This is a genomic window from Vibrio sp. 1641, from assembly GCF_033339995.1.
GTDB lineage: Bacteria > Pseudomonadota > Gammaproteobacteria > Enterobacterales > Vibrionaceae > Vibrio > Vibrio alginolyticus.
Genome location: NZ_JAWOVP010000004.1, coordinates 214237 through 238249 on the forward strand (window position 1 = coordinate 214237; position 24013 = coordinate 238249).

The window sequence follows — 24013 nt, forward strand, 5'->3', positions numbered from 1 at the left end:
CAACCATAATAAAAAGCCGAGTGGGCCTAAGGAACGAGCAATGAAAAGAGCATTTATTTTAGTACTAGACTCATTCGGTATCGGTGCAACTGCCGACGCTAAAGAATTTGGTGATGTAGGTTCAGACACACTAGGTCACATCGCTGACCAATGTGAAAAAGGCTTAGCAGATAACGACAATCGCCAAGGTGCACTTCGCCTTCCAAATCTATCGAAACTTGGTTTGGCAATGGCGCATAAAGAATCGACAGGTCGCTTCGCACCTGGACTAGACGCAGACGCTGAAATCATTGGTGCATACGGTCATGCAGCAGAGCTTTCTTCAGGTAAAGACACGCCGTCTGGTCACTGGGAAATCGCAGGTGTTCCTGTTCTGTTTGACTGGGGTTACTTCACTGACAAAGCAAACAGCTTCCCGAAAGAATTGACTGACCGCATTCTTGAGCGTGCAGGTCTTGACGGTTTCCTAGGTAACTGTCACGCGTCTGGTACTCAAGTTCTTGACGATCTTGGTGAAGAGCACATGAAGACTGGCAAACCAATCTTCTACACGTCTGCTGACTCTGTATTCCAAATCGCATGTCACGAAGAGACTTTCGGTCTAGACCGTCTACTAGAGCTTTGCCAAATCGCACGTGAAGAGCTAGAAGATTACAACATTGGTCGTGTTATCGCGCGCCCATTCGTTGGTGCTGGTAAAGGTCAATTTGAGCGTACAGGTAACCGTCGTGATCTTTCTGTAGAGCCACCATCAGCAACGGTTCTTCAGAAGCTCGTTGATGAGAAGCAAGGCAACGTGGTTTCTATTGGTAAGATTGCTGATATCTACGCAAACTGCGGCATCACTAAGAAAGTGAAAGCGACAGGTATCCCTGCATTGTTCGAAGCAACGCTAGAGCAAATCAAAGAAGCGGGCGACAACACGATCGTATTCACTAACTTTGTAGACTTCGACTCAGCTTACGGTCACCGTCGTGACGTAGCGGGTTACGCAGCGGCACTTGAGTACTTCGATGGTCGCATCAATGAAGTGCTAGAGATTATGGAAGAAGACGATGTGCTTATCCTAACGGCAGACCACGGCTGTGACCCAACATGGCCAGGTACTGACCATACTCGTGAGCACATCCCAGTATTGGTTTATGGTCAAAAAGTACCAGCTGGTTCTCTTGGCCGCCGCGAAACATTCGCAGATATCGGTCAAACATTGGCAAGTTACTTCGGTACTTCTCCAATGGATTACGGTAAGAACTTCCTATAATTAGTTAGGTTTTTGAAAACTAGGAGCTTGATTGCTCCTAGTTTTATGTTTGCAGTATGTAAATGCTGCTTGTCGGAAATGAGAATACTCTGGCTTATATCGCCTTAAGCGCGGAGCGCTAGAGAAAGGTTAAGGAAAAGAAAATGGCAACTCCACATATCAATGCTGAAATGGGTGCATTTGCAGACGTCGTACTGATGCCTGGCGATCCACTACGTGCAAAATACATCGCAGAGACTTTCCTTGAAGATGTCGTTCAAGTGTGTGACGTTCGTAATATGTTTGGTTACACAGGCACATACAAAGGCCGTAAGATCTCGGTAATGGGCCACGGTATGGGTATCCCATCATGCTCGATTTACGCGACTGAACTAATCAAAGACTTCGGCGTGAAGAAAATCATCCGTGTTGGCAGCTGTGGCGCAGTGAATGAAGACATCAAAGTGCGTGATGTTGTGATCGGCATGGGTGCATGTACTGACTCTAAAGTGAACCGTATCCGCTTTAAAGGTCATGACTTCGCGGCAATCGCAGACTACAACATGGTTCGTGCGGCAGAAGACGCTGCAAAAGCTCGCGGTATTGACGTTAAAGTTGGTAACCTATTCTCAGCAGAGCTTTTCTACACGCCAGATCCAGAAATGTTCGATGTAATGGACAAGTACGGCATTGTTGGTGTTGAAATGGAAGCGGCTGGTATTTACGGTGTTGCGGCAGAATACGGTGCAAAAGCTCTGACAATCTGTACGGTTTCTGATCATATCAAGACTGGCGAACAGACTACATCTGACGAGCGTCAAACGACATTCAACGACATGATGCTAATCGCACTAGATTCAGTATTGCTTGGTGACGAAGAGTAAGCGACGAAGAGTCATTCTATTTTTCGCTCTCAAGAGCTAAAAAAAACAGCCCGCACATTGCGGGCTGTTTTTATATGAGTTATTAGCGCTACCTAGTTACTTGGTTAGCAGCAGGTTTGGCGCTTTTTTACGACGTATCGGTTGTCGACGTAAAATCAAGATGAACAACATACCACAGACAAAGCTCATTAAGACCATCATGTACATATAACGATCGCTCTTGCGATAGTGGTGGTCAGAAATAGCCGTCACCCGGCCCGTCTCAAAGGTCACGCGAACAAAACCGATAAGCGCACCATCTGCAAAAACTGGTTCAACCAACTGCTGGCGACCAATGGAAGCTGTTGCCAAAGGCGTATCCAGGCCAAGAACTTCGCGTACCGATAATGCCTCTTCACTAGACGCTAAACGTACACCCTGTGCATCGTAGATTGTTGCATCAAACACTAAACGGTCTTGTGCTAGCTGGTTTGTTAGCTGAAGTAATCGTTCTTGATCTTTAGTTAAAATCATCTCACTGGCAGAAAGAGACGCCTGTGAAATCAAAACTTTGGTGAGCGTTTCAAGCTGTTGTGCTTGAATTTTCTCATTACCCTTACTGATCACAACACTGTTTTTTATTGTGATAAACAACATCACACACAGTAGGATTAGTGCCAGAATTCTTAGGGCATTCCTTACTGAGAACAAAGATTCACTCATGCTCTTTACTCATCCATTTAAAATAAAACAAAGACTTGCCTTTTTAGTTTGTTGAGGTAACGTTTTAGCAAAGTCATAAGGGATTATATACATGGACGCGTCAAAAAGCTTGCCTATCAGAAAACATACGACACTTTTAAAACGATTACCCGAGACTCGATTTGCCTCCCAATTAGATAAAGCAAAAGCAAACTGGATCGTATTTGCTGAGTACCTTTCGCCAAGTCACTTCGAAGACATTGATTTCTTCACCGGCTTTTACAACCCGATACTAGAAACGTGGAAAGTTGGCCAATATGAAGTAGCCCTGATGGCCGGAGAGTTGACTCCTCAACATGAAACGATCTTACAAAGTCTCAACCTAGATTACGCCTCGCTTAATGAAGTGCCCGATCTATCAACCCAAGGGTTGATTGTATTTGATATGGATTCAACGGCGATCCAGATAGAGTGTATTGATGAAATCGCGAAACTGGCAGGAGTAGGGGATGAGGTCGCTGAAGTCACTGAACGTGCCATGCAAGGTGAGCTGGATTTTGAGCAAAGTTTACGTCAGCGAGTTGGTAAGCTCAAAGGTGCCGATGAATCAATTCTTGAACAAGTTCGTTCCCAGTTACCATTCATGCCGGACTTTGAAGCGCTAATTGCGACGTTGAAAGCCTTGGGCTGGAAAACAGCGATTGCTTCCGGTGGTTTTACTTACTTCTCTGATTACATCAAAGATAAAGTCGACTTAGATTTTGCTCGCTCCAATCAATTAGAAATTATTGACGGCAAACTCACGGGTAACGTACTTGGTGATGTGGTAACGGCGCAGATGAAGTCTGACATTCTAGTGGAACTGGCGGATGAATATGAAATTGAGCAGCACAACACGGTTGCTGTCGGTGATGGCGCTAATGATCTTGTGATGATGTCGGTGGCAGGATTAGGGATTGCGTATCACGCAAAACCAAAAGTGGAAGCTCAAGCGCAATCTGCGATTCGCTTTGCTGGGTTGGGCGGTGTGCTCTGTATTTTATCTGGCGCATTGGTGAAGCAGCAAAAGGTTAGCTGGAAAGCTAAACCTTAACCATCCATTCAAAAACACCGCCAGAAAGGCGGTGTTTTTTTTTTCAATTTGGTATGACTTTGAATTTACTCGGTTAACTCCAATCTAATTACAACCTCTTCAGTAATGTCTTCAAATTCACTGTAACCAACGAGCGCCGTCAACTCTTTTTCTAACTTGCTCGCTTGATGTACACCAAATTGGGTTAAGTCACTTAAATCTTGTTGCAGTAATGATGTCATCGGATCGAAAATTGGTGCAGTAGAAAGGCGAAGCACGTAAAAGTCACCCATCATTCGCGCTTTCTTTATAAATTGAATCCGCTCTTTTACGCTGTTGAACTCTTGATGAAGCTTTGACTCAATGCCTGTAATTTTATTGCCTACTTTTGCGGCGCTTATGTAGATATCCTGATGTCTGGCTTGAGCACCTTCTACACGTTTTATTGGCTCTGCGATTAATGTGCTTGTCCGGCCTTTAAAGATAGGTTCAAGTGACAACAGTTGGTCATGCCCAAGACGGGCAAAAAGCTCAATGTGTTTAGGTAGCGGCAAGTTCACCCCGATAACGGGGGTTTTGATTGAAGATGACGTACTCTTACTGATAAAAATGGGCGTGCTCAGCGTACGCGAGAGCAACATGCAGTGTAGCCTTTCAAGTAGAGCATTACTTGGTAGCGTCTCTTTTTGCGGGATTAGCTTGTCTTGATTGTGCTCGATAATGCTGTTGAAAAAAGCGATTACCTTCATGGTTTGGCTGCTTTCATCAATAACTAGCTGCACGCTACAACCGTCTGGGCTTACACGAATTACTCGGTATGGCACCGACATTAACGGCAATTTTTTATCGTAGAGTTGTAATTCTCGAAAGTTGATTCTTACCTCTTGCCCAGAACGTAACATCGTGGGCTCACTTAGCCTAATTCCGAGTCCTCGTTTGGAAAGGTCAACAGTACTGCCGCCTGTTTTAGTCTGTCCTGAGTACAACTCTAAAGGTGTTTTAAAACGATAACGAGGCTCTTTTCGACGAGACTTTGCATCAAAATAAATGCCCTTTGGATTGCCGATAACTCTTCTCGGATGGCGAAACGCGTTTAATGTATTAGCGGGTAAGCGCGGCTTTTCAGTTAGCAGGTAATCCTGCCCTGACTTTTCGTCAGCAATTTCTTGCAAAATACCAATATGAGTCAGTGATTGAGACGTTTCTGCCAACTCTGGAGAGAATGCTGCTAGGTCTTCCTGTTCTTGCTCTGATAGTTCAAAGATTGAAATTCTAAAGGCGCGCCAACTCTCTCGTTTGCCACCTAAATGCCAAAATAGCTGGCGCTGTTCGCGAGTTGCTTCTGGGCGAAACATCGAATAGAAATAGGTTCGATTCTCGTGCTCGTGAGTAAATGAATAAAGGACATTGGTTGTTCCTTTAACACCAGGCTTAATGAGTGACGCGATGCGTTGCTCGTTGAATAAGGAACCAAACATTTGCTGGTTTCTCTCATCGTGCCAGTATTGCCAAAGCTTTTGATTGTTTGGCGTTAACATTGCTAATTTTAGGTCACTACCATCAAAGAATAGAGGCAAGCTGCTGGTGTGCTTTAGTGCGATGTGCTCATAACCGCGAGTTCGAGCTCGAATAATCTTGTCTTGATTGTCGTGACGAGCCCTTTTAACAGCACTGTTGAGCGCTTCATCTATCACTCTGGTGACGACATTGGTATCAGTTAAGCGTATGGTTCTGAGGTATCGAACTGAGTCATTTTCGTAACAGTCATCAACCGCGAGTATGCGGTATGCAAGCGGTTTCTCTATACCTGCAACGTTAGATTTGCTGGCAAATTCAGTAAACGTGACCTGAATAATTTCCCCAAGGTTATATTTAAATGCGCTAGGGACTTTGAACTTTGCGCCAGAGCTAGATAAATCAATGCTTAATCCATGAAGAAGCTGTCCTTTAGAACGGCAAATTTCAACTTGAGATTGGACTTTCAAGCGTTTTTCTTGGCGCTTTAAATCGTAGCCTAGGTGAACGGGTTCTGCTAAGAACGGGCTTTTAGGATCCGTTAACGATTGCGTTTTTTGCTGAGTAAGGCGCTTGCTCATTACGCGAAAGTTATTTCGCGTGTTGACCAATGCTTCCCACATTCCTTCCGTGTAGCAGCCAAACTTTTTGATGTTTTTATGGTAAGCGTTGAAAGCAACATCATCCAACCAATGTGGAATACCATCCAAAATATACTCGCGACATTCGCCTTGAACGCGACCTCGCAAATCAATGCTTTTTTTGCATGGAGCCATTAAGCGGTTAAGTTCCATTTTAACCAAAATTTTGGCCGAAGGCGGCTCTTCCTCGGTCAGTTGGCCAAGGACAAAGTCAAAGTCATTCGTACCGTAAACGGGAATGAGTCGTTCTGCGAGCGAGAGAATTTCAGATTGCTGCATTATTTCTGTTAGAGTATGTCGTTACTTTAAATTGTATCGGCTAAGCGAAGTAATACTTAAGTATATCAATAGTTCATTTCAGTTCAGGTCTGACTTGGCTGTGCTTAGTCACATTTGTAGAAAAAATTGAGGCATCATGGCGAAAGCAAAACGAGCGTATGTTTGTAATGATTGTGGCGCGGACTTTCCCCGTTGGCAGGGGCAGTGTAACGCATGTGGTGCATGGAATACGATAACAGAAGTACGTATCGCTGCATCGCCAACCGTTGCTCGCAATGAACGCTTAAGCGGCTACGCTGGTTCCGCAACAGAAGCTACGGTTCAAACGCTATCCGAAATTGATCTGCAAGAAGTACCTCGCTTCACCAGTGGGTTTAAAGAGCTTGACCGCGTGTTGGGTGGTGGTGTTGTGCCAGGTGCCGCAATTTTGATTGGTGGTAACCCTGGTGCAGGTAAATCAACCCTTCTGTTGCAAACCATGTGTAGTTTATCTGCGCAAATGCCAACGCTTTACGTAACCGGTGAAGAGTCATTACAGCAGGTGGCAATGCGTGCTTCCCGATTGGGCTTGCCGAAAGATCATTTAAAAATGCTATCGGAAACGAACGTCGACAAAATTTGCCAAATCGCCGAAAAAGAGCAGCCTCGTATAATGGTAATAGACTCGATTCAGGTGATGCACGTTTCTGATGTTCAATCGTCGCCTGGCAGTGTTGCTCAGGTACGTGAATCTGCGACGGCTCTGACACGATACGCAAAACAGAATAATGTTGCGGTATTTATTGTTGGTCACGTAACAAAAGATGGTACCCTTGCGGGCCCCAAAGTTCTTGAACACATTATCGACTGTTCGGTACTACTCGATGGTGGAACGGATAGCCGATTCCGCACTTTGCGTAGTCATAAAAACCGTTTTGGTGCTGTGAATGAGCTTGGTGTATTTGCAATGACAGGCCAAGGATTGAAGGAAGTGAGTAACCCATCAGCGATCTTCCTTTCTCGTGGTGAAGAAGAAACATCAGGCTCTTCAGTCATGGTGGTTTGGGAAGGCACGCGCCCTCTACTAGTAGAGATTCAAGCGCTGGTGGATTACTCGCAGTTAGCCAACCCTCGTCGTGTTGCGGTCGGCTTGGAGCAGAACCGCCTATCACTTTTGCTCGCTGTGTTGCATAAGCATGGTGGCTTACAAATGGCAGACCAAGATGTCTTTGTTAATGTGGTTGGCGGTGTTAAGGTGACGGAGACAAGCGCTGATCTTGCTTTAGTTATGGCGCTTTTATCGAGTTTTCGTGACCGTCCACTCCCTAAAGATGTGGTGATTTTTGGTGAGGTAGGGCTTGCGGGCGAAATCCGTCCAGTGCCAAGTGGGCAAGAGCGTTTGAATGAAGCGTTCAAACATGGTTTCAAGAAAGCCATCGTGCCAGCAGCCAACATGCCGAAAGGTGGCATCCCTGGCATGCAAATTCACGGCGTTAAGAAATTGTCGGAAGCGATAGAGGCTTTTGACGAGCTGTAATGCTCATAAGAATGGTATTTGTGCAATCACAAACTGTTCTATCCGTCCTCAATAAAATGCGAATAAAGTACATAAATTGCTGTGTTTGACTATGCTTTGGGGACGGAAATTTCACGTTAAAATTTTTTTTCTTCCATCCGCACGCAAGGGTATCAGTATTGACAGAATGTGATATACTCTGCGCGCACTTTATACCTTATTAACAGAGTAAGACAATGACTGATTTATCAAAATACAGAAACATTGGTATTTTTGCTCACGTAGACGCGGGTAAAACTACCTCTACAGAGCGTATCCTAAAGCTAACTGGTAAGATCCATAAGATCGGTGACACTCACGACGGTTCAACTACTACTGACTTCATGGAGCAGGAAGCTGAGCGTGGTATCACAATCCAGTCTGCAGCAACAACTTGTTTCTGGAACGATCACCGTCTAAACATCATCGATACTCCTGGACACGTTGACTTCACTATCGAAGTTTACCGTTCTCTAAAAGTACTTGACGGTGGTATCGGTGTATTCTGTGGTTCTGGTGGTGTTGAGCCTCAGTCAGAAACTAACTGGCGTTACGCTGACGAATCACACGTATCACGTCTGATCTTCGTTAACAAACTAGACCGTATGGGCGCAGATTTCTACAAAGTTGTAGATCAAGTACAGAACGTACTAGGTGCTACACCTCTAGTTATGACTCTACCTATCGGTATCGAAGAAGATTTCGTAGGTGTTGTAGACGTACTAAGCCAACAAGCTTACGTATGGGATGAGTCTGGCCAACCAGAGAACTACGAAGTTCAAGATATTCCAGCAGACATGGTAGAAAAAGCTGCTGAATACCGTGAAATGCTAATCGAAACTGCTCTAGAGCAAGACGAAGATCTAATGATGGCTTACCTAGAAGAAGGCGAAGAGCCATCTCTAGAAGACATCAAACGTTGTATCCGTAAAGGTACTCGTGATCTAGCATTCTTCCCAACTTACTGTGGTTCAGCGTACAAGAACAAAGGTATCCAACTTATTCTTGACGCGGTAATTGATTACCTACCATCTCCAACAGAAGTTGATCCACAGCCTCTAACTGATTCAGAGACTGGTGAGCCAACTGGTGAAGTTGCGACTGTATCTGCAGACGAGCCACTACGTGCTCTTGCATTTAAGATTATGGATGACCGCTTCGGTGCTCTAACCTTTATCCGCATCTACTCTGGTAAGATGAAGAAAGGTGACACAATTCTTAACTCTGCAACTGGTAAAACAGAGCGTATCGGCCGTATGGTTGAGATGCACGCGGACGAGCGTAACGAGATCGATTCAGCACAAGCTGGTGACATCATCGCTGTAGTTGGTATGAAGAACGTTCAAACTGGTCACACTCTATGTGATCCTAAGCACGAATGTACTCTTGAGCCAATGATCTTCCCAGATCCAGTAATCTCTATCGCAGTTAAGCCTAAAGATAAAGGCGGTTCTGAGAAGATGGGCATCGCGATCGGTAAAATGGTTGCAGAAGATCCATCATTCCAAGTTGAGACTGATGAAGATTCAGGCGAAACTATCCTGAAAGGTATGGGTGAACTTCACCTAGACATCAAGGTAGATATCCTTAAGCGTACTTACGGCGTTGAGCTAGAAGTTGGTGCTCCACAGGTTGCTTACCGTGAAACTATCACTCAAGCAATCGAAGATAGCTACACGCACAAGAAACAGTCTGGTGGTTCTGGTCAGTTCGGTAAGATCGACTACCGCATCAAACCAGGTGAGCCAAACTCTGGCTTCACGTTCAAATCAACAGTTGTTGGTGGTAACGTACCTAAAGAATTCTGGCCTGCAGTTGAGAAAGGCTTTGCGTCAATGATGGAGCACGGTGTTCTAGCTGGCTTCCCTACTCTAGACGTTGAAGTTGAACTATTCGACGGTGGTTTCCACGCAGTTGACTCTTCAGCTATAGCTTACGAAATCGCAGCGAAAGGTGCATTCCGTCAGTCTATGCCTAAAGCTGGCGCGCAACTTCTTGAGCCAATCATGAAAGTTGACGTGTTCACTCCAGAAGATCACGTTGGTGACGTAATCGGTGACCTTAACCGTCGTCGTGGTATGATCAAAGACCAACAAGCAGCGTCTACTGGCGTACGTATCAAGGGTGATGTACCTCTATCAGAAATGTTTGGTTACATCGGTACTCTACGTACTATGACTTCTGGTCGTGGTCAGTTCTCTATGGAGTTCTCACACTACGCACCATGTCCAACAAACGTTGCAGAGCAAGTAATTGCTGACGTTAAAGAGCGTAACGCTAAGAAGTAATTCTTAAGTTAACTCTATAACTTGAAAGCCCCGCTTAGTGCGGGGCTTTTTGTATTTAGCAGTCTTATACGCAGAGCGTGTTTGTTTTATTCCTATTTAGCGTTTGTTTTGACGATTGTTATGATGCCGTTCTAGTACTGTTGCCTTTTAGGTCAATGGTCCTAAAGTCTGGTACCACTGACTTTTCAAATATTTCTATTTCTTCCTTCAACCATTGCGCAAACAATTGAGCTTTAGGTCTTTTTAAGTAGCCTTTTGGCGCACACAAGTAATACGCAAAGTTGGGCTTGATAGCGATATCTCCAATTCGGACCAATTTGCCAGAACGAAAATATTGATGAGCTAAACTGTGTTTTACTAATGCCACGCCTTGAAGTGATAGTGCAGCCTCAAGCACGAGATGTGATCCACTGTATTTTAAGGTAGGCTTTGCTGCGCAGTGACCCAAGGTTGCTAACCACATATTCCAATCAAGATCAGGCCAAACATCTTCAATCAGCTCAGCTTTGCTTAAATCCTCGATGTTATAGATCCCGTGCTCTTTCTGGTACACCGGATGACAAGCAGGATAAAAAGCTTCGTCCATCAGCCATTGTGATTCTAAATTGGGATATTTTCCTAAACCGTAACGAACACATAAATCTATCTGACTATCTTGAAAAGACACCAAATCATTGGTTGGTTCTAATAGCAAGGCGATATCAGGGTGACGCTGGCGAAAAGCCGTAATTTTCGGGACTAACCAATGATGAGCGAAAGAGGGGAGTGTTGATATCGAAAGGTGGTTCGGGTTTGGATCTTGATTGACTAATCTAACCCCTTGCTGCAAATGAGCAAACCCTCTTTCTGCCTGACTAAACAGTAGCTCTCCCTCTGGTGTGAGCACGATTTTTCTGTGCTGACGAACAAATAGGTCCGTGCCTAAGAACTCTTCTAAATGACGAATTTGCTGACTAATGGCCGCTGGCGTAACAAACAGTTCTTTTGCTGCCGTTTTAAAGCTTCCTTCCTTTGCTGCAACGAAAAAGTAATACAAGCCCTGTAAGGGAGGCATTCGATCTTTCACATTAGTTTTCCTTAACTCTATGGCAGATTCTATCGTTTGAGGATATCAGCGTAGTCGCTGATTATTAAGTGGTCAACATTGTATAGGAATCTTTGAAATGGAAAACATGACACACACTTGTGAGCGTACTATACCTACTGCCCATCAGAGCGGGTTACAGTTAATTTATTCTAAACTGGCGGCTTGGAGAAGGAACTATAAGACACGTCGTCACTTGAGAGAGTTACCAAAGCACCTTTGGGACGATATTGGATTAGGTGAAAGGGAGATTAATTGTGAAGTGAGTAAGCCATTCTGGAGAGAGTAGTTTATGAGTTTGATTCAAGCTCAAAGTTAAGCTGCACTCCCCAATGGCGTTGAGGAGTGCAAGCAAAATTACAAGTCTTCTTCCCACACGACCAATTCATCTTTTGGCCAATTGTGGCCTATCTCATGATACTTTTGTTCGAGCACATGACGTTTAATTTTAAGTGTTGGCGTCAGTACGCCATTTTCTATACTCCAAGGTTCTTTAATCATTAACACGCCTTTGATTTGCTCATGAGAGGCGAGTTCTTGATTCATCCTGGCAATAACTTTACGTGTGGTACGTGCGTATCGCTCTCGATCAAAGTTAGGGAAGTCATGTGGCACAACCAAAAGAATCGGAGCGGGTAGCCCTAAACCGATGAGACACATCATCTCTACACGACTGTACTCGAAAAGCTTTTTCTCGATAGGAACCGGAGAGACAAATTTACCTTTGGCTGTTTTGAAGTTATCTTTTTTACGGCCTTGAATCGTTAGATAACCATCTGAGTCGATAGCGCCGATATCGCCTGTGTGTAGCCAGCCCTCTGAATCAAAAGACTCTTGGGTGGCAATGTCATTTTTGTAGTAGCCAGAAAATAGCCCTTTGCCACGCACCATGATTTCATCATCAGCTGCGATTTTTAACTCAATGCCTGGCCCTGCATTACCGACACTACCGATTTTGTCAGCTCTAAATGGGTAGTTGAGCGTGCTGTAGGCAAATGATTCCGTCATCCCCCAAGCCTCTGTGATATCAAGGCCCACTGAGTGGTACCATTCCAACAGCGCTGGCGAGACAGGTGCAGAGCCACAGCCTAATACTCGAGCCTGATCTAAACCTAGACCATCTGCTAGCTTTTTCTTGATCAAAGAATTGACGAATGGGATTTTCAACAGAATATTGAGCTTCTTCTGTGGAAGTTTGTCTTGAATACGTTGCTGGAATAGCGTCCATAACCGTGGGACGGAGATAAACAGAGTTGGTCGGTGCATCTTCACATCTTCGATAAAAGTGTCCAGTGACTCTGGAAATGCTGTTGGCACGCCACCCATAATCGATGAACCGAAGATATAAACACGCTCTGTAATATGAGCGAGCGGTAAATAAGAGAACAGTCGGTCGTTTTCTTGGATACCAATATGATTGATCAGTTGCTGAACAGACCAACTGAATGCGCCGTAAGTTAGCATCGCGCCTTTCGGTAACCCTGATGTGCCTGAGGTATACACCAACGACATTAGCTTGTCATCGTAATGCTGCGGACGCTCTTCACTTGGCACTGCATCAGCAATGAGCGCTTGGTATTCGTGCTTACACTTAGGTGCCGTGTCATAAGGTAGAGCGATGCTAATGAGTTCAGGCATAGCATCAATGACTTGCTGAGTTGCTTTGGGATCATCGAGTTTTCCGCCAATGATCGCTTTACTTTCACTATGAGTCACACAGTATTCGATGGTGTCTGCACCGGCGGTAGGAAAGATTGGCACACTGACATAGTCACCAAGCATCATAGCAAGATCGCAAATAAACCATTCTGCACAGTTTTTAGATACTAACGCGACTTTGTCGCCAGGCTTTACACCAAGCGAGCGTAGTGCGCTGACAAGTTTTAAGGCTTGATCTGCAACATCAGAGAATGTGTACTCAACAAACTGTCGGTTAATAATTTGTTTTAGGTAGACCTCATTTGGACGCTCTTGAGCCCATTTGAGGATCATTTCATTTGGTGGTGGGAGAGCGCAACCAGCAGCGCTATTTAGATTCGGCTGATTCATTTTAAGTGACTCCATGTCTTCTCATTGTATTTATAATTGTTAACGCATTGTTAACTTTAGCATGTTAAATCGCGACACGGGAATGCATTTTGATGAAATATGTGGGGAAGATAGCGTTAGTTGTTCTGACAGTTGCTACAAATAAAGCCTAAAACTGCTGTCGATAATTTGCTGGAGACAGACCTGTTTTTTTCTTAAAAATTCGAGAAAAGTAAGAAACGTCTCGATACCCGCACTGATAAGCAATGTAAGCAATTTTCATCGATTCATTTTCAATTAGCATTTTCTTAGCTAATGAAATGCGTTTCGCCGTGACATAATCACGAAAGCACATACCCACTTTACGATGGAAAACTTTGGAAAAGTAGTTCGGCGAGTAATGACAAAGAGCGGCTGCTTCCTCTTCTCTTAGGTCCTTATGAACGTTATTGGCGATGTAATGGACTACGTCTGAAAAGTTTGACTTGCCGCTTCGAGAGAAAAGTTTATCTACCGAGATTTGTTCTTCGTCTACTTTACTATGCAAAAAGTATTTCAATTTTATTTGTGAAAGCCAGATAGGAAGAGTGAGCTCGTTCAACTTATAATATTCCGCACAAATATGCTTGGGCGGCAAGTGAGGAGCCGTATCTTTTGGAGATACGACGATTAGTTTTTTGTCGAGGTTTTTACAGAGCGTTATAACACCTTTCAAGTGCTCTTGATGATCACAGGTTATGTAGTAAAAGAAATAGCTATGTTCTTTATCACTGAGGACTGAGATATCTTTACTGCAGTCCATAATGTCAAAGCACCCATCAAACTCACAACGAAATTGTTCCGGCAGCGAGCAAAGGGTCTCTCCTATCCAGTAAGCTTTGGTCTGTTTATCCATATGAATCCTGCTCAGTACGTACTACACCAATGTTAGTATGCATTGAGGTCAGTCGAGCCTCATTCCTTGAGCTTCAGACCTCACCCTTTCGTTTATTAAGCTTAGGCTTATATAGTCATACTGCAAGTGTGAAATGTGTCACATAGCTTACAGTGATGTGTCTTATTTATGATACATTTCGTCTCTGAAGCGCAGACAGGCAAGAAAGTACTAACCTTTGGCAAAAAAGTCCTAACCCCCCTAATTCTTGATGACTAATGTTTAAGCATGATTCGGGTGTATATGATACCTGCGTCATGGACAAGCGAGATTTGGTTAAATAAAGGGGATAATCTTATGGATAACTTTCGTAATCTAATCAAGGACTTCATGGAAGACGAAGAGGGGCTAACACTTTTGGAGTATATCCTAGGTGCGGCACTAATTGTTACTGCATTCTTGACTTCAGGCTTCTGGACAACCTTGTCTAACAAGTTCACTTCAGTAGCTGGTCGTATTAGCTCTTCGTAATGGTTAGCGAGTTAATTATTTGGTCATTACTTATTGCGATTGGAGTTTCAGACGCACAGAAACACAGAATACCGAATAAAGCGGTGCTTATGCTTTTGGTTGCAGTAACTGCAAACGTAATTTACAACCCAGCCACAACTGGTTTGGATCATTTATATGGTGGGTTGGTTGCGTTTGCGGTGTGTTTCGCGCTGTATCTTTTCAAAGTAATGGCTGGAGGAGACGTTAAGTTACTCGCCGTCATAGGGGCATGGTTGGGATTGAGTAACCTTGGGGAAGCGTCTACCGGGATAATACTCGCTGGAGGCATTGTCGGCATTTTTTATCTAATGCTACATGTGTCATCGACTAGTGTTGCTCTATCACATCAGATTAAAGGGTATTGCTTAGAAAAAGTAACACCAGGTTTTAGGTCCAGTAAGCCGTTGGTCATTCCATTCGCGCCGATAATCGTAATTGGATTAGCTTATTTTTCCTATACCCACTAAATAAAAATAATAAATGGCATGCAGCATCAGTTGGCTAAGCAACTTCAAGGAGGGGAAGTGTGATGGGCTCTGTGTATTGGGAAAAACTCGTGCCACAAATAAATCCACCAAAAGTACCTTCATCGGTAGAAGGTCTTGGCATACCGGCTTCAGTCGTTGAAAACTTAGTGTTGAAACACCTGTCAGCTTATCCGAAATGTGATTTGATCGAGTTAACACAGCGGTTATGTGTGGTTTCAAATATTGTTGAACTTGCTTTGGCGCAGTTGAGGAAACGAAGCTGGGTTGAGGTATATCAGCCTACATCTGAGAAGCTAAACCATTCGTACTCGAACATTCGTTATAGTCTAACGGAGTTAGGACTTGCGGAAGCAGACATTGCATATAGAAAAGATCCGTATATCGGTCCTGTTCCAGTTTCTTTGGAAGAGTATTGGACCGTTGTTGAAGGACAAGATCTACGCAAAAACCCTGTTACCCGTATCGATGTAGAGCGTGCATTATCTGATGTTTTTGGCTCGGATCACTTAGTTCCTGTTCTCGGACCTGCTATCAACTCTGGACGAGCTTTGTTGCTTTACGGCCACGCGGGTACTGGTAAAAGTTACGTTGCATCAAGAGTGCTCAATGCAATGAACACTTCGGTGTTTATTCCTTACGCCGTATATGCCGATGGCAACATCATCAAAGTGTTCTCAGAGCATCATCACCGTCGTTTAGACAACTCCCATTCTCAGGTTTTCGTTAAGTTGGAAACCCATTACGACAAACGCTGGGTTCTTTGTGAAAGACCAAACATTCAAGTGGGCGGTGAGCTGACATTGGAGATGCTTGAGGTAAACCACAGCGAGCATAATCGTGTATGGATTGCGCCACTTCAAATGATGGCTAACAACGGAATCTTAGTGATTGATGATCTCGGTCGTCAGTCAATGCCTGTTGATGCCTTGCTAAATAGATGGATCGTTCCGATGGAATACTTATTTGACCATCTGGCGCTGCCAAATGGTCAACAAGTAACGGTGCCATTTATGCTTACTTTGGCATTCTCATCCAATTTTGCACCAAGCAAAATTGCTGACCCTGCTTTTTTACGCCGTCTGGGGTACAAAATTGAGTTTAAGCCACTTGGTGATGATGACTATAAAGCGCTTTGGTTATCGCTGTCCAAAGACTTGCAACTCGCGTTGTCGCCTGAATTCTTTGACACATTAAATCAATTGCACCGTGAAAATAAAATGCCTAATTATCCATGCTTACCTAAAGATCTTTTGGGCATTAGCAGAGACGTTCTCGTTTTTGAAGGAAAACGAAAAGTCGTCTCATCAGACATTTTAACTCGTGCCTGGGGACTGTATTTCACAGTGGATGAATAGGGAGATCTAAATTATGAGTCGGACTCAAGTCATCATGCTATTGCTACTCTCCATTGTTTTCGGCCTTGCTGCCGTGTTGATAGCTAAACAATGGATGGATGGCAGAAACCAACCAACAGTCGAGTTAGAAGAGGTCGAAAGGCATCCCGTTTTAGTTGCCGCCATGGAGCTAGAACCAGGAACTATTCTCTCTGAGAAACATTTGTCTACTAAGCTCATGGAAGTGGACTGGATAGATGATGAAACATTGAAAGTAAAAGAACAGGCATTGGGAAGAATCGTTGCCAATACTATTTACGCGGGTGAACTTGTTAACCCTCATCGCCTTGCCCTACCTGGTGAAGGCGCAACACTTGCTGCGTTAATTCCAGAAAACAAGCGAGCAATCACTATTCGCGTAAATGACGTTATCGGTGTGGCAGGTTTTTTGTTACCAGGCAACAAGGTCGATGTCCTGAATACAGTGAGTTATGGACAAGGTAAAAACGCCACAACAAAAACAGTGCTTAAAAATATCAATGTTCTTGCGGTGGACCAAACAGCCAAAACGAATGATAACAAACCCGTGATTGTACGCGCTGTGACTTTAGAAGTAACACCGAAAGAGGCAGAAAAGCTCTTATCGGCGAACAGCAAAGGCGATATACAGCTTGCTCTGCGCAACCCTCATGAAGTGGATAAACCTGTTGTAGCAAGAAAATACACGCCACGACCTAGTGTGACCATTATTAAGGGATCTCAGGCATCCAGTGTCCGAGTCAGCAATTAGGTGAATTATGAAAACAATAATATTACTTGTTAGCCAGTTACTTTTCGTCAGCTTGTCTGTTAACGCAGCTACGGCGCAGTCAGGAAAAGTCGTAACCGTTGCACATCACCAATCAACTCAATTGATGATATCAGGCCAAGCAAAGAAAGTGACGTTAGGGGATCCAGAAGTCTTGGATATTTTAGTGCTCAGATCGAACGAGCTGTTTCTTATTGGTAAGAAGTTAGGTACCACGAATGTGTCGGTGTGGGATCGCCGAGGCCGGTTAATTGAGCAGTTTAACGTGGAAGTCACGCATGATCTAAATACGCTTAAGTCGAAGCTTTATCAGTTCTTGCCGGATGAAAATATCGAAGTGCACAGTGCGCAAGAAAAAGTGGTACTTAGAGGCTTGGTCAGCAGTCAGCAAAACATGGACACTGCGGTCAAAATTGCTGAAACCTTTGCTTTGGGTGAAGCGGCAGATGAAGAAGATGATAGCTCTAAAGATGATGAAAGTATGGTCATCAATCTACTTTCTATTGGTGGTGCTCAACAGGTAACGCTAGAAGTTACCGTTGCCGAAGTACAGCGCACACTTGTAAGACGCTTCGACTCAAACTTCCACTTTTTCCAAAGAAGTGGGGACTTTACTTGGGGTGGTACGACTGCTGGTGGCGGTATTGATGGCATTGGACCGATTTTGAACGTCCCAACAGTCGAAGATTTCGGTTTTCTCGGATCGTTTATTGACAGTAATACCTTGTTTACCTTTGCGCTTGATGTGGCGAAGCAAAATGGCGTAGCGAAAGTGCTGGCAGAGCCTAGCCTTACCGCATTAAGTGGTACGCAAGCCGAGTTTGTCGCTGGTGGTGAATTCCCAATTCCAGTACCAAATGAAGATGGTATTACCATCGACTACAAAGAGTACGGTGTTCAACTCGACTTTGTTCCGTTTATTTTGAGCGATAAGAGAATCAATCTCAAACTGAACGTCAATGTGAGTGAAATTTCCAATTCTGGTGTGTTGACGTTTAATCCAAACGAAGTGAATGCCACTTTCTTTATTCCACCAATCACAAAACGAAGTGCTGGTACAACGATTGAGCTAGCAGATGGTCAAACCATTGGTATTGCGGGGCTATTGAGTGAAAACGCGCGTAACGTTGCGAATGGTATACCTGGTGCGAGTGATCTACCTGTGTTAGGCCGCTTGTTTAAGAGTGAAGAATTTACCTCTGGGGAAACAGAACTAGTCATTCTGGTTACTCCTCGATTAGCAACCCCAATTGATCGACGTCGAATCACGCTACCAACAGATGGTTTTGTTGCTCCAAACGATGTGGAGTTCTATTTGCTTGGTAAAGGTGCTGAGTTGGATTTCGATAGGTACCAGCTAAACGACATCAGTGAAGAAGATACTAACAACAATTTTATTCAATACGGTTCGTCAGAAGGTGGCTCTGAGGGCAAGTTTGGGCACAGTCTATAAGTGGGAGAACAAGATGAAAAGCATAATGATAATGACCATTTGTTTCACATCATTCGGCTTGTTTGGCTGTGCGAATGACCCCGAGCTTGGTATCTCGGTTAGCCAGCTGCGCGCTGAACAAACTCTGAATCCAGAAGCCTGGTATGAGAATTTGGGCTACTTACCGGAAGGTAGTGGTGAGCGCACACAAGTTAGCTTAGAGGTATATAACAACAATGGGGTAGCCAAAGATGATTAAGTGATATGTTCACTTAGGAGGGGCTATGCGAAGGAATATGCATATAGCGCCAAGGAGAGCTCAGAAAGGGATTACCTTGGTATTAATTAGTTTAGTTTTATTATTTTTACTTGGTGTTGCAGCCTTTGGTATTGATTTGAATCACCAAGTACTCAATAAAACAAGACTACAAAACGCGGTCGACTCCGCTGCATTAGCGGCTGCGGTTGTCGTCGATGAAAGGACCGACGCGGCAGATTTGGCTGAGCGGCTTAGTTTAGCGACGCAGGCGGCGAATGATGCTCTGACTCATTCTGCTGCGTCTGATGGTAACCAAGAATTAGTTTACACGGGGGAAAACATAGATGTAACTTTCTCAAATTCGAACGCTAAAGGCTCATTTGTTGAAGCTGGAGAGTTCTCTTTGGGCAGTGACAGCGACATCTATGTTCGTGTTGCCGTTAGTAATGTTCTGTTGACACAGTATTTAAGTGGCATGTTTGGGCTCGACAAAGGGGTGTCAGCGAGTGCTGTTGCAGGACCAAGTGCGCCAAGCATTACTACATGTAACGTGTCGCCTATTGCTATGTGTGGCGATGTAGGCTCAGCTGATCTGGCGTGGGGATACATTCCTTCTTCAAACCCAAACTACAATGGTGCACAAGATCGAGATGCTGACACTATTCATGTATTGAAACCATCAGGGCACACGGATGGTGGCATTGGTTCGGGTAACTATCACCTTTTAGACTTTGGTTCCGGTAAAAATACAGTAAGAGAAATGCTGGCAGGGGATACTGAGGAGTGCATAACAGTCGGTGATTTAGTCACAACAGAGTCTGGTAAAGGTACGGGACCAGTAGCGCAAGGTCTAAATACGAGATTTGATGGGGGTAAGCCAGATGAAGGCATTACTTCAGATAAGTACATCGAAGAGTCCAACGTAACATACGACAATTACCAACAACAATATCAGGATGCGGAAGATCCGGCCGTTGATAACGATGCGTTTTATTATGCCGATTATGTCGAAGGGTTAGCCGCTTGTACGGGGGGGCCTGGCGCGTGCAAGTCGCAATATTACCGAGCGGATGGGAAAACCGATCGAAGGGTATTACGAGTGCCGATCGTTCGTTGTGATGAAGCTCCAAAAAAAGGCGGCAAGATGGATTTAGAAGTACTGGGCCTAGGATGCTTTTTTGTTACTCAGGAAGTGCAAAACAAGGGGAATGAATCGGAAATATTCGGTCAGTTTCTAGAGGATTGTACGGTAAAAAATGCGTCGTCTGGGGTAGATCCGGATGAAGATGGAGTTGGGCCATACAAAATCGTTCTATACAAAGACCCGTCAAGTGGAGGGTCTTAATATGATGTACTCCAATAGAAAGCATCAGATGAAAAAGATGGCTAACCAGAAAGGACTGGCAATTATAGAGTTTATTCTTGCATTGCCAGTGCTACTGATGCTGACCGTATTAGTTATCGACGTGAGCCGAGCTTTTATTCAATACACAGAGGTCAACAAAGCGTTGCAAAATGGCGCACGGTATGCCGTGGTTGATACTTATGGCACGTTAGATTTTGAAGGTATAGCTGAAGAATCTGATATTAAAAATGTGGTGATCTATGGCACGCCGAGTGGCGTTGGTACGCCGGTAATCGACTATATTGAAGCTGCTGACATTATTGTGACTCAACCAACGGACACCAATAAGGTTGTCACCATATCGGCTACTTATAATTATGAGCCTATTTTCTCAACCTTACCTTTTACCGGAACCTCTTTGGCTTTCAGTATTGGCTCTTCTGCGTCAATGAGGACTAGCCCATGAAACAATGGATAAGGAAACAGAAAGGACTGACCCAAGTTGAGTTTTCGTTAATTGCACTTGCGGTAATGTTAGTACTGTTCATGATTATTGAGTTTGCAATCTACTTTTATTCAGTGCAAATGGTCAACGAAATTACCAGGCGAGCGGCACGACTTGCCACGGTTTGTTTTATTTCTGAACGTGATGAAATACCTAATCATCAAGCTTTGGAGAGTCTATATCCTTCAGGTTTTACCGCTAATAATTTACAAATCGAATATTTAGACGATACAGGTGCAACTGTTGATGTGTCGGATTTTTTGAGTACTCCACCTGCAGCATCTACAGTGTTAGATGCTCAGTTTTCAAAAATAAAATATGTTCAAGCAAGAGCAGTTGATTATGAATTTAAGTTTTTTGTGTTAGCTGCGCTTATTAGTGCAGTAGGAAAAACGCCTGCTTTTGAAACTGTATTGCCGGCAGAAAGCTTAGGTGTATTAAAGCCTGAAGCTGATAACCCAGCTGTTTATTCGGATTGTTCCGCGGAGTAGCTTTATGTTGAAACCAGTCAAAATGGATAATGAAACACATAAAAGTTTAAAAACTAACTTGATTATTTGGATAGTTTATTCTACATCAAATTTTAAAATTCACATTGCTGATGAACTATCAAGGTGTGTAAATCTAAATATTGATTGGATAGAGCTAGATACCTTTAACTTGGACTTTGTGAAAAATAAGCAAGTTCCTGATCTCATTTATATTGAAACCGGTGAAAGCTGGGCTCAGAAAGTGGCTCATGTTTATTCTAGTGACAGCAGTTTACAGCATAATCATACTGCTTTGATTGTATTTGGCGACGAGAACGATACTGCATCCCTTAAAATGGCATTAAGGCTTGGGGCAACAGATTATTTGTCTCGTTCGGTTGATTTTGGCGAGCTATATCCTTTATTAAAATCTACCGCGGATGAAAAGATTGCCAATAAGAAAATGGGCGATCTAACATTGTTTATTAATACAAAAGGTGGCTCTGGAGCAACCACTTTGGCTATTAATACAGCAATAGAATTATCAAGCTATGCTAAGAGTAAAGTGTTGCTCGTTGACTTGGATATGCAGTTTAGTGATGCCGCTGATTATTTAAACTGTAAGCCTAAATACAATATTAATGATGTGATTGATTCTGTTAATGATTTAGATGAATTATCACTAGAAGGATTAGTCTACCAGCATCCTTCAGGTTTGAATTATTTGTGTTTTAACCAAAATGATCCAAAAGGTAATTACAAGCATGCGGTTCAAGTTAGTAAATTATTACCTATTTTGAGGCAGTTTTACTCACATATTATTGTGGATTTATCTCATGGCGTTGAGCACGTTTATCAACAAATTGTTTCTCCGGCAACACATGTTTTTTTGATTCTGCAACAGAATGTTACCTCGGTGAAGCATGCTGTTAGTTATATACGTTCTTTAGAATTAGACTATGGTTTAAGTAGTCATCAGGTTGAACTAATTGTTAATCGTTTTGAAAAGAAATCGACAATATCGTTGAAAGACATTGAAAATGCGGTTAGTGGACATGCAATACACTTAGTACCTAATAACTTTGCTATTGCTATCGAGAGCGCTAATTTGGGCAACCCAATTGTTCAATCTAAGAAAAATAGTGCGCTGAAAGCGTCTTTGGCTGAAATATCGCACTTATTAGAAAGTCCGACCAAAGAGAATCAAAGTTGGATAAAAAAACTATTTTCTTAGTAAGGGGGAGTTATGTTTTTCAAACGGAAAGGCGTCGGGAGTTCTTTCAATTCCGTAGATGAAACAAAAGAATCCAAAGTTGTGAATGTCGAGTTGGCAAAATCTGATGAAGACTCGTCAGATGAGCAAAAGTCTTTGTCGCCGGTAGAAGCCAAGATGAAAGCGATCGAGGAGCAGAAAAAGCAATTAGAACAAGATCTCTCGATAAAACACTACTACCACAAGAAACTACTGGATACCTTGGATCTCGGGCTTCTATCGCACTTGCAAGAAGATCGCGCGAAAGAGGAGTTGCGCGAAGCGGTTGTTCAGCTCATTGCGGAAGATCAAACACACCCATTGAGTTCAGAAGCGCGAAACCGCGTAATACATCAAATTGAAGATGAAGTGTTCGGCCTAGGGCCTCTTGAGCCACTTCTTGAAGATCAAACAATCTCAGATATCTTAGTAAATGGCCCGAAAAATATTTTCGTCGAACGTTTTGGTAAGTTGGAGAAAACACCGCACACCTTTTTAGACGAACGCCATTTGCGCAATATTATCGACCGTATTGTAAGCCAAGTGGGTCGAAGGATCGATGAGGCTTCACCCATGGTGGATGCTCGACTCAAAGATGGCTCACGTTTTAATGCGATTATACCTCCTCTTGCTATTGATGGGCCTTCAGTTTCTATTCGACGTTTTGCTGTTGAACGTTTGAATATGGATAACCTATTAGAACTTGGATCGTTGTCTCCTGAAATGGCGAAGTTTCTTAATGCGGCGGTTGTGGGGGAAATGAATATCCTGATTTCTGGAGGTACAGGTTCTGGTAAAACAACCACGCTAAATATTTTGTCGAGCTTTATTCCTAGCGACCAACGCATTGTAACCATTGAGGACTCAGCAGAGTTACAACTCCAACAGCCACATATTATCCGTTTGGAAACACGTCCTTCCAATATCGAGGGTAAGGGTGAAATTTCTCAGCGTGATTTAGTAAAAAACTCACTACGTATGCGTCCCGATCGGATAGTTGTTGGTGAGGTTCGTGGCTCAGAAGCGGTGGATATGCTATCCGCAATGAACACGGGTCATGATGGGTCTTTGGCTACTATCCACGCGAATACACCAAGAGATGCGTTGAGCCGGATTGAGAATATGTTCTCGATGGCAGGGTGGAATGTGTCGACAAAAAACTTGAGAGCGCAGATCGCGTCGGCCATCAATATTGTTGTGCAAATGGATCGTCAGGAAGACGGTAAACGTCGCATGGTTAGCGTACAAGAAATCAATGGCATGGAAGGTGACGTTATTACCATGTCGGAGATCTTCACCTTCCAAAGAAGAGGGGTCGATCAAGAAGGCAATGTGTTAGGTGATTACATGGCTACAGGGATTGTACCAAGCTGCCATGACCAATTAGTAAAACGAGGCTTAGACGTACCATTTGAAATATTCAATGAAAAAGCCCGTTAGGAGATTGC

General features: G+C 43.7%; 22 protein-coding genes. 17 read left to right on the top strand and 5 right to left on the bottom strand.

Annotated features, from left to right (window positions below):
- The first annotated feature begins 40 nt into the window (after nt 1–40).
- The gene (locus tag R7Z47_RS11475; protein ID WP_017820430.1) at nt 41–1261 is read left to right on the top strand and encodes a phosphopentomutase; all 1221 of its coding nucleotides are present in this window, start codon (nt 41–43) and stop codon (nt 1259–1261) included.
- A 143-nt stretch (nt 1262–1404) separates the two neighbouring features.
- Nucleotides 1405–2124: a purine-nucleoside phosphorylase gene (gene deoD, locus R7Z47_RS11480; RefSeq protein ID WP_005380140.1), complete on the top strand. Its 720-nt coding sequence runs from the start codon at nt 1405–1407 to the stop codon at nt 2122–2124.
- A 96-nt stretch (nt 2125–2220) separates the two neighbouring features.
- Here deoD and R7Z47_RS11485 read toward each other — a convergent pair whose 3' ends face one another.
- The gene (locus R7Z47_RS11485; RefSeq protein WP_005391677.1) at nt 2221–2826 is read right to left on the bottom strand and encodes a YtjB family periplasmic protein; all 606 of its coding nucleotides are present in this window, start codon (nt 2824–2826) and stop codon (nt 2221–2223) included.
- Nucleotides 2827–2917: 91 nt separating this feature from the next.
- Between R7Z47_RS11485 and serB the strand changes: the two genes are divergently transcribed.
- A complete protein-coding gene (gene serB / locus R7Z47_RS11490) occupies nt 2918–3898 on the top strand; it encodes a phosphoserine phosphatase (RefSeq protein WP_005386439.1) in 981 nt (326 codons plus the stop codon).
- 65 nt (nt 3899–3963) lie between these two features.
- On the opposite strand, the gene R7Z47_RS11495 is transcribed toward serB, so the two are convergent.
- Nucleotides 3964–6312 carry a PilZ domain-containing protein gene (locus tag R7Z47_RS11495; RefSeq protein WP_017820431.1) on the bottom strand — a complete coding sequence of 783 codons (2349 nt, stop codon included), beginning with the start codon at nt 6310–6312 and terminating at the stop codon, nt 3964–3966.
- 136 nt (nt 6313–6448) lie between these two features.
- Between R7Z47_RS11495 and radA the strand changes: the two genes are divergently transcribed.
- Together radA and fusA are read left to right on the top strand one after the other, a co-directional pair.
- Complete coding sequence (gene radA, locus R7Z47_RS11500; protein ID WP_005386443.1) at nt 6449–7828, top strand: DNA repair protein RadA; 1380 nt, start codon at nt 6449–6451, stop codon at nt 7826–7828.
- 215 nt (nt 7829–8043) lie between these two features.
- Entirely contained in the window at nt 8044–10134 is a 2091-nt protein-coding gene (gene fusA, locus R7Z47_RS11505; protein WP_005386444.1) for an elongation factor G, read from the top strand.
- A gap of 118 nt (nt 10135–10252) precedes the next feature.
- On the opposite strand, the gene R7Z47_RS11510 is transcribed toward fusA, so the two are convergent.
- On the bottom strand, nt 10253–11200 hold the full coding sequence (locus R7Z47_RS11510) for a LysR substrate-binding domain-containing protein (protein ID WP_130545035.1): 948 nt from the start codon (nt 11198–11200) through the stop codon (nt 10253–10255).
- 106 nt (nt 11201–11306) lie between these two features.
- Here R7Z47_RS11510 and R7Z47_RS11515 point away from each other — a divergent pair, with 106 nt between their 5' ends.
- A complete protein-coding gene (locus R7Z47_RS11515; RefSeq protein ID WP_225496715.1) occupies nt 11307–11507 on the top strand; it encodes a DUF1127 domain-containing protein in 201 nt (66 codons plus the stop codon).
- Between the two features lie 68 nt (nt 11508–11575).
- Here R7Z47_RS11515 and R7Z47_RS11520 read toward each other — a convergent pair whose 3' ends face one another.
- Nucleotides 11576–13267 carry an AMP-binding protein gene (locus R7Z47_RS11520; protein WP_031779037.1) on the bottom strand — a complete coding sequence of 564 codons (1692 nt, stop codon included), beginning with the start codon at nt 13265–13267 and terminating at the stop codon, nt 11576–11578.
- A gap of 148 nt (nt 13268–13415) precedes the next feature.
- Nucleotides 13416–14141 (bottom strand): helix-turn-helix domain-containing protein, encoded by a 726-nt coding sequence (locus tag R7Z47_RS11525; protein ID WP_130545037.1) that lies wholly within the window; start codon nt 14139–14141, stop codon nt 13416–13418.
- Nucleotides 14142–14477: 336 nt separating this feature from the next.
- Here R7Z47_RS11525 and R7Z47_RS11530 point away from each other — a divergent pair, with 336 nt between their 5' ends.
- From R7Z47_RS11530 to R7Z47_RS11580, 11 genes are all read left to right on the top strand, one after another.
- Nucleotides 14478–14651, top strand: a complete 174-nt coding sequence (locus R7Z47_RS11530) for a Flp family type IVb pilin (RefSeq protein ID WP_031781043.1) — start codon at nt 14478–14480, stop codon at nt 14649–14651.
- A complete protein-coding gene (locus R7Z47_RS11535) occupies nt 14651–15139 on the top strand; it encodes a prepilin peptidase (RefSeq protein ID WP_031781044.1) in 489 nt (162 codons plus the stop codon). Before R7Z47_RS11530 ends, R7Z47_RS11535 begins: the two co-directional genes overlap by 1 nt.
- Nucleotides 15140–15201: 62 nt before the next feature.
- The gene (locus R7Z47_RS11540) at nt 15202–16515 is read left to right on the top strand and encodes an AAA family ATPase (protein ID WP_165401630.1); all 1314 of its coding nucleotides are present in this window, start codon (nt 15202–15204) and stop codon (nt 16513–16515) included.
- Nucleotides 16516–16528: 13 nt separating this feature from the next.
- Nucleotides 16529–17284 carry a Flp pilus assembly protein CpaB gene (gene cpaB, locus R7Z47_RS11545; protein WP_005386448.1) on the top strand — a complete coding sequence of 252 codons (756 nt, stop codon included), beginning with the start codon at nt 16529–16531 and terminating at the stop codon, nt 17282–17284.
- Nucleotides 17285–17291: 7 nt separating this feature from the next.
- Nucleotides 17292–18755 carry a type II and III secretion system protein family protein gene (locus R7Z47_RS11550; protein ID WP_005386449.1) on the top strand — a complete coding sequence of 488 codons (1464 nt, stop codon included), beginning with the start codon at nt 17292–17294 and terminating at the stop codon, nt 18753–18755.
- Nucleotides 18756–18768: 13 nt separating this feature from the next.
- Nucleotides 18769–18993 (top strand): hypothetical protein, encoded by a 225-nt coding sequence (locus R7Z47_RS11555; protein ID WP_031781045.1) that lies wholly within the window; start codon nt 18769–18771, stop codon nt 18991–18993.
- A gap of 25 nt (nt 18994–19018) precedes the next feature.
- On the top strand, nt 19019–20338 hold the full coding sequence (locus tag R7Z47_RS11560) for a pilus assembly protein TadG-related protein (protein ID WP_318130074.1): 1320 nt from the start codon (nt 19019–19021) through the stop codon (nt 20336–20338).
- 1 nt (nt 20339) lies between these two features.
- Nucleotides 20340–20804: a TadE/TadG family type IV pilus assembly protein gene (locus tag R7Z47_RS11565; RefSeq protein WP_031781046.1), complete on the top strand. Its 465-nt coding sequence runs from the start codon at nt 20340–20342 to the stop codon at nt 20802–20804.
- Nucleotides 20801–21334: a TadE/TadG family type IV pilus assembly protein gene (locus tag R7Z47_RS11570; RefSeq protein WP_005386454.1), complete on the top strand. Its 534-nt coding sequence runs from the start codon at nt 20801–20803 to the stop codon at nt 21332–21334. The genes R7Z47_RS11565 and R7Z47_RS11570 overlap by 4 nt, the downstream gene beginning before the upstream one ends.
- Before the next feature lie 4 nt (nt 21335–21338).
- A complete protein-coding gene (locus R7Z47_RS11575) occupies nt 21339–22547 on the top strand; it encodes an AAA family ATPase (protein WP_005386455.1) in 1209 nt (402 codons plus the stop codon).
- 12 nt (nt 22548–22559) lie between these two features.
- Nucleotides 22560–24005, top strand: a complete 1446-nt coding sequence (locus R7Z47_RS11580; protein WP_005386456.1) for a CpaF family protein — start codon at nt 22560–22562, stop codon at nt 24003–24005.
- Nucleotides 24006–24013: the final 8 nt, after the last annotated feature.

Excerpts from the sequence above, each read along its gene's own strand:
- R7Z47_RS11475 (WP_017820430.1), top strand. The coding sequence starts at position 41 with ATGAAAAGAGCATTTATTTTAGTACTAGACTCATTCGGTATCGGTGCA.
- deoD (WP_005380140.1), top strand. The coding sequence starts at position 1,405 with ATGGCAACTCCACATATCAATGCTGAAATGGGTGCATTTGCAGACGTC.
- R7Z47_RS11485 (WP_005391677.1), bottom strand. The coding sequence starts at position 2,826 with ATGAGTGAATCTTTGTTCTCAGTAAGGAATGCCCTAAGAATTCTGGCA.
- serB (WP_005386439.1), top strand. The coding sequence starts at position 2,918 with ATGGACGCGTCAAAAAGCTTGCCTATCAGAAAACATACGACACTTTTA.
- R7Z47_RS11495 (WP_017820431.1), bottom strand. The coding sequence starts at position 6,312 with ATGCAGCAATCTGAAATTCTCTCGCTCGCAGAACGACTCATTCCCGTT.
- radA (WP_005386443.1), top strand. The coding sequence starts at position 6,449 with ATGGCGAAAGCAAAACGAGCGTATGTTTGTAATGATTGTGGCGCGGAC.
- fusA (WP_005386444.1), top strand. The coding sequence starts at position 8,044 with ATGACTGATTTATCAAAATACAGAAACATTGGTATTTTTGCTCACGTA.
- R7Z47_RS11515 (WP_225496715.1), top strand. The coding sequence starts at position 11,307 with ATGACACACACTTGTGAGCGTACTATACCTACTGCCCATCAGAGCGGG.
- R7Z47_RS11520 (WP_031779037.1), bottom strand. The coding sequence starts at position 13,267 with ATGAATCAGCCGAATCTAAATAGCGCTGCTGGTTGCGCTCTCCCACCA.
- R7Z47_RS11525 (WP_130545037.1), bottom strand. The coding sequence starts at position 14,141 with ATGGATAAACAGACCAAAGCTTACTGGATAGGAGAGACCCTTTGCTCG.
- R7Z47_RS11530 (WP_031781043.1), top strand. The coding sequence starts at position 14,478 with ATGGATAACTTTCGTAATCTAATCAAGGACTTCATGGAAGACGAAGAG.
- R7Z47_RS11535 (WP_031781044.1), top strand. The coding sequence starts at position 14,651 with ATGGTTAGCGAGTTAATTATTTGGTCATTACTTATTGCGATTGGAGTT.
- R7Z47_RS11540 (WP_165401630.1), top strand. The coding sequence starts at position 15,202 with ATGGGCTCTGTGTATTGGGAAAAACTCGTGCCACAAATAAATCCACCA.
- cpaB (WP_005386448.1), top strand. The coding sequence starts at position 16,529 with ATGAGTCGGACTCAAGTCATCATGCTATTGCTACTCTCCATTGTTTTC.
- R7Z47_RS11550 (WP_005386449.1), top strand. The coding sequence starts at position 17,292 with ATGAAAACAATAATATTACTTGTTAGCCAGTTACTTTTCGTCAGCTTG.
- R7Z47_RS11555 (WP_031781045.1), top strand. The coding sequence starts at position 18,769 with ATGAAAAGCATAATGATAATGACCATTTGTTTCACATCATTCGGCTTG.
- R7Z47_RS11560 (WP_318130074.1), top strand. The coding sequence starts at position 19,019 with ATGCGAAGGAATATGCATATAGCGCCAAGGAGAGCTCAGAAAGGGATT.
- R7Z47_RS11565 (WP_031781046.1), top strand. The coding sequence starts at position 20,340 with ATGATGTACTCCAATAGAAAGCATCAGATGAAAAAGATGGCTAACCAG.
- R7Z47_RS11570 (WP_005386454.1), top strand. The coding sequence starts at position 20,801 with ATGAAACAATGGATAAGGAAACAGAAAGGACTGACCCAAGTTGAGTTT.
- R7Z47_RS11575 (WP_005386455.1), top strand. The coding sequence starts at position 21,339 with ATGTTGAAACCAGTCAAAATGGATAATGAAACACATAAAAGTTTAAAA.
- R7Z47_RS11580 (WP_005386456.1), top strand. The coding sequence starts at position 22,560 with ATGTTTTTCAAACGGAAAGGCGTCGGGAGTTCTTTCAATTCCGTAGAT.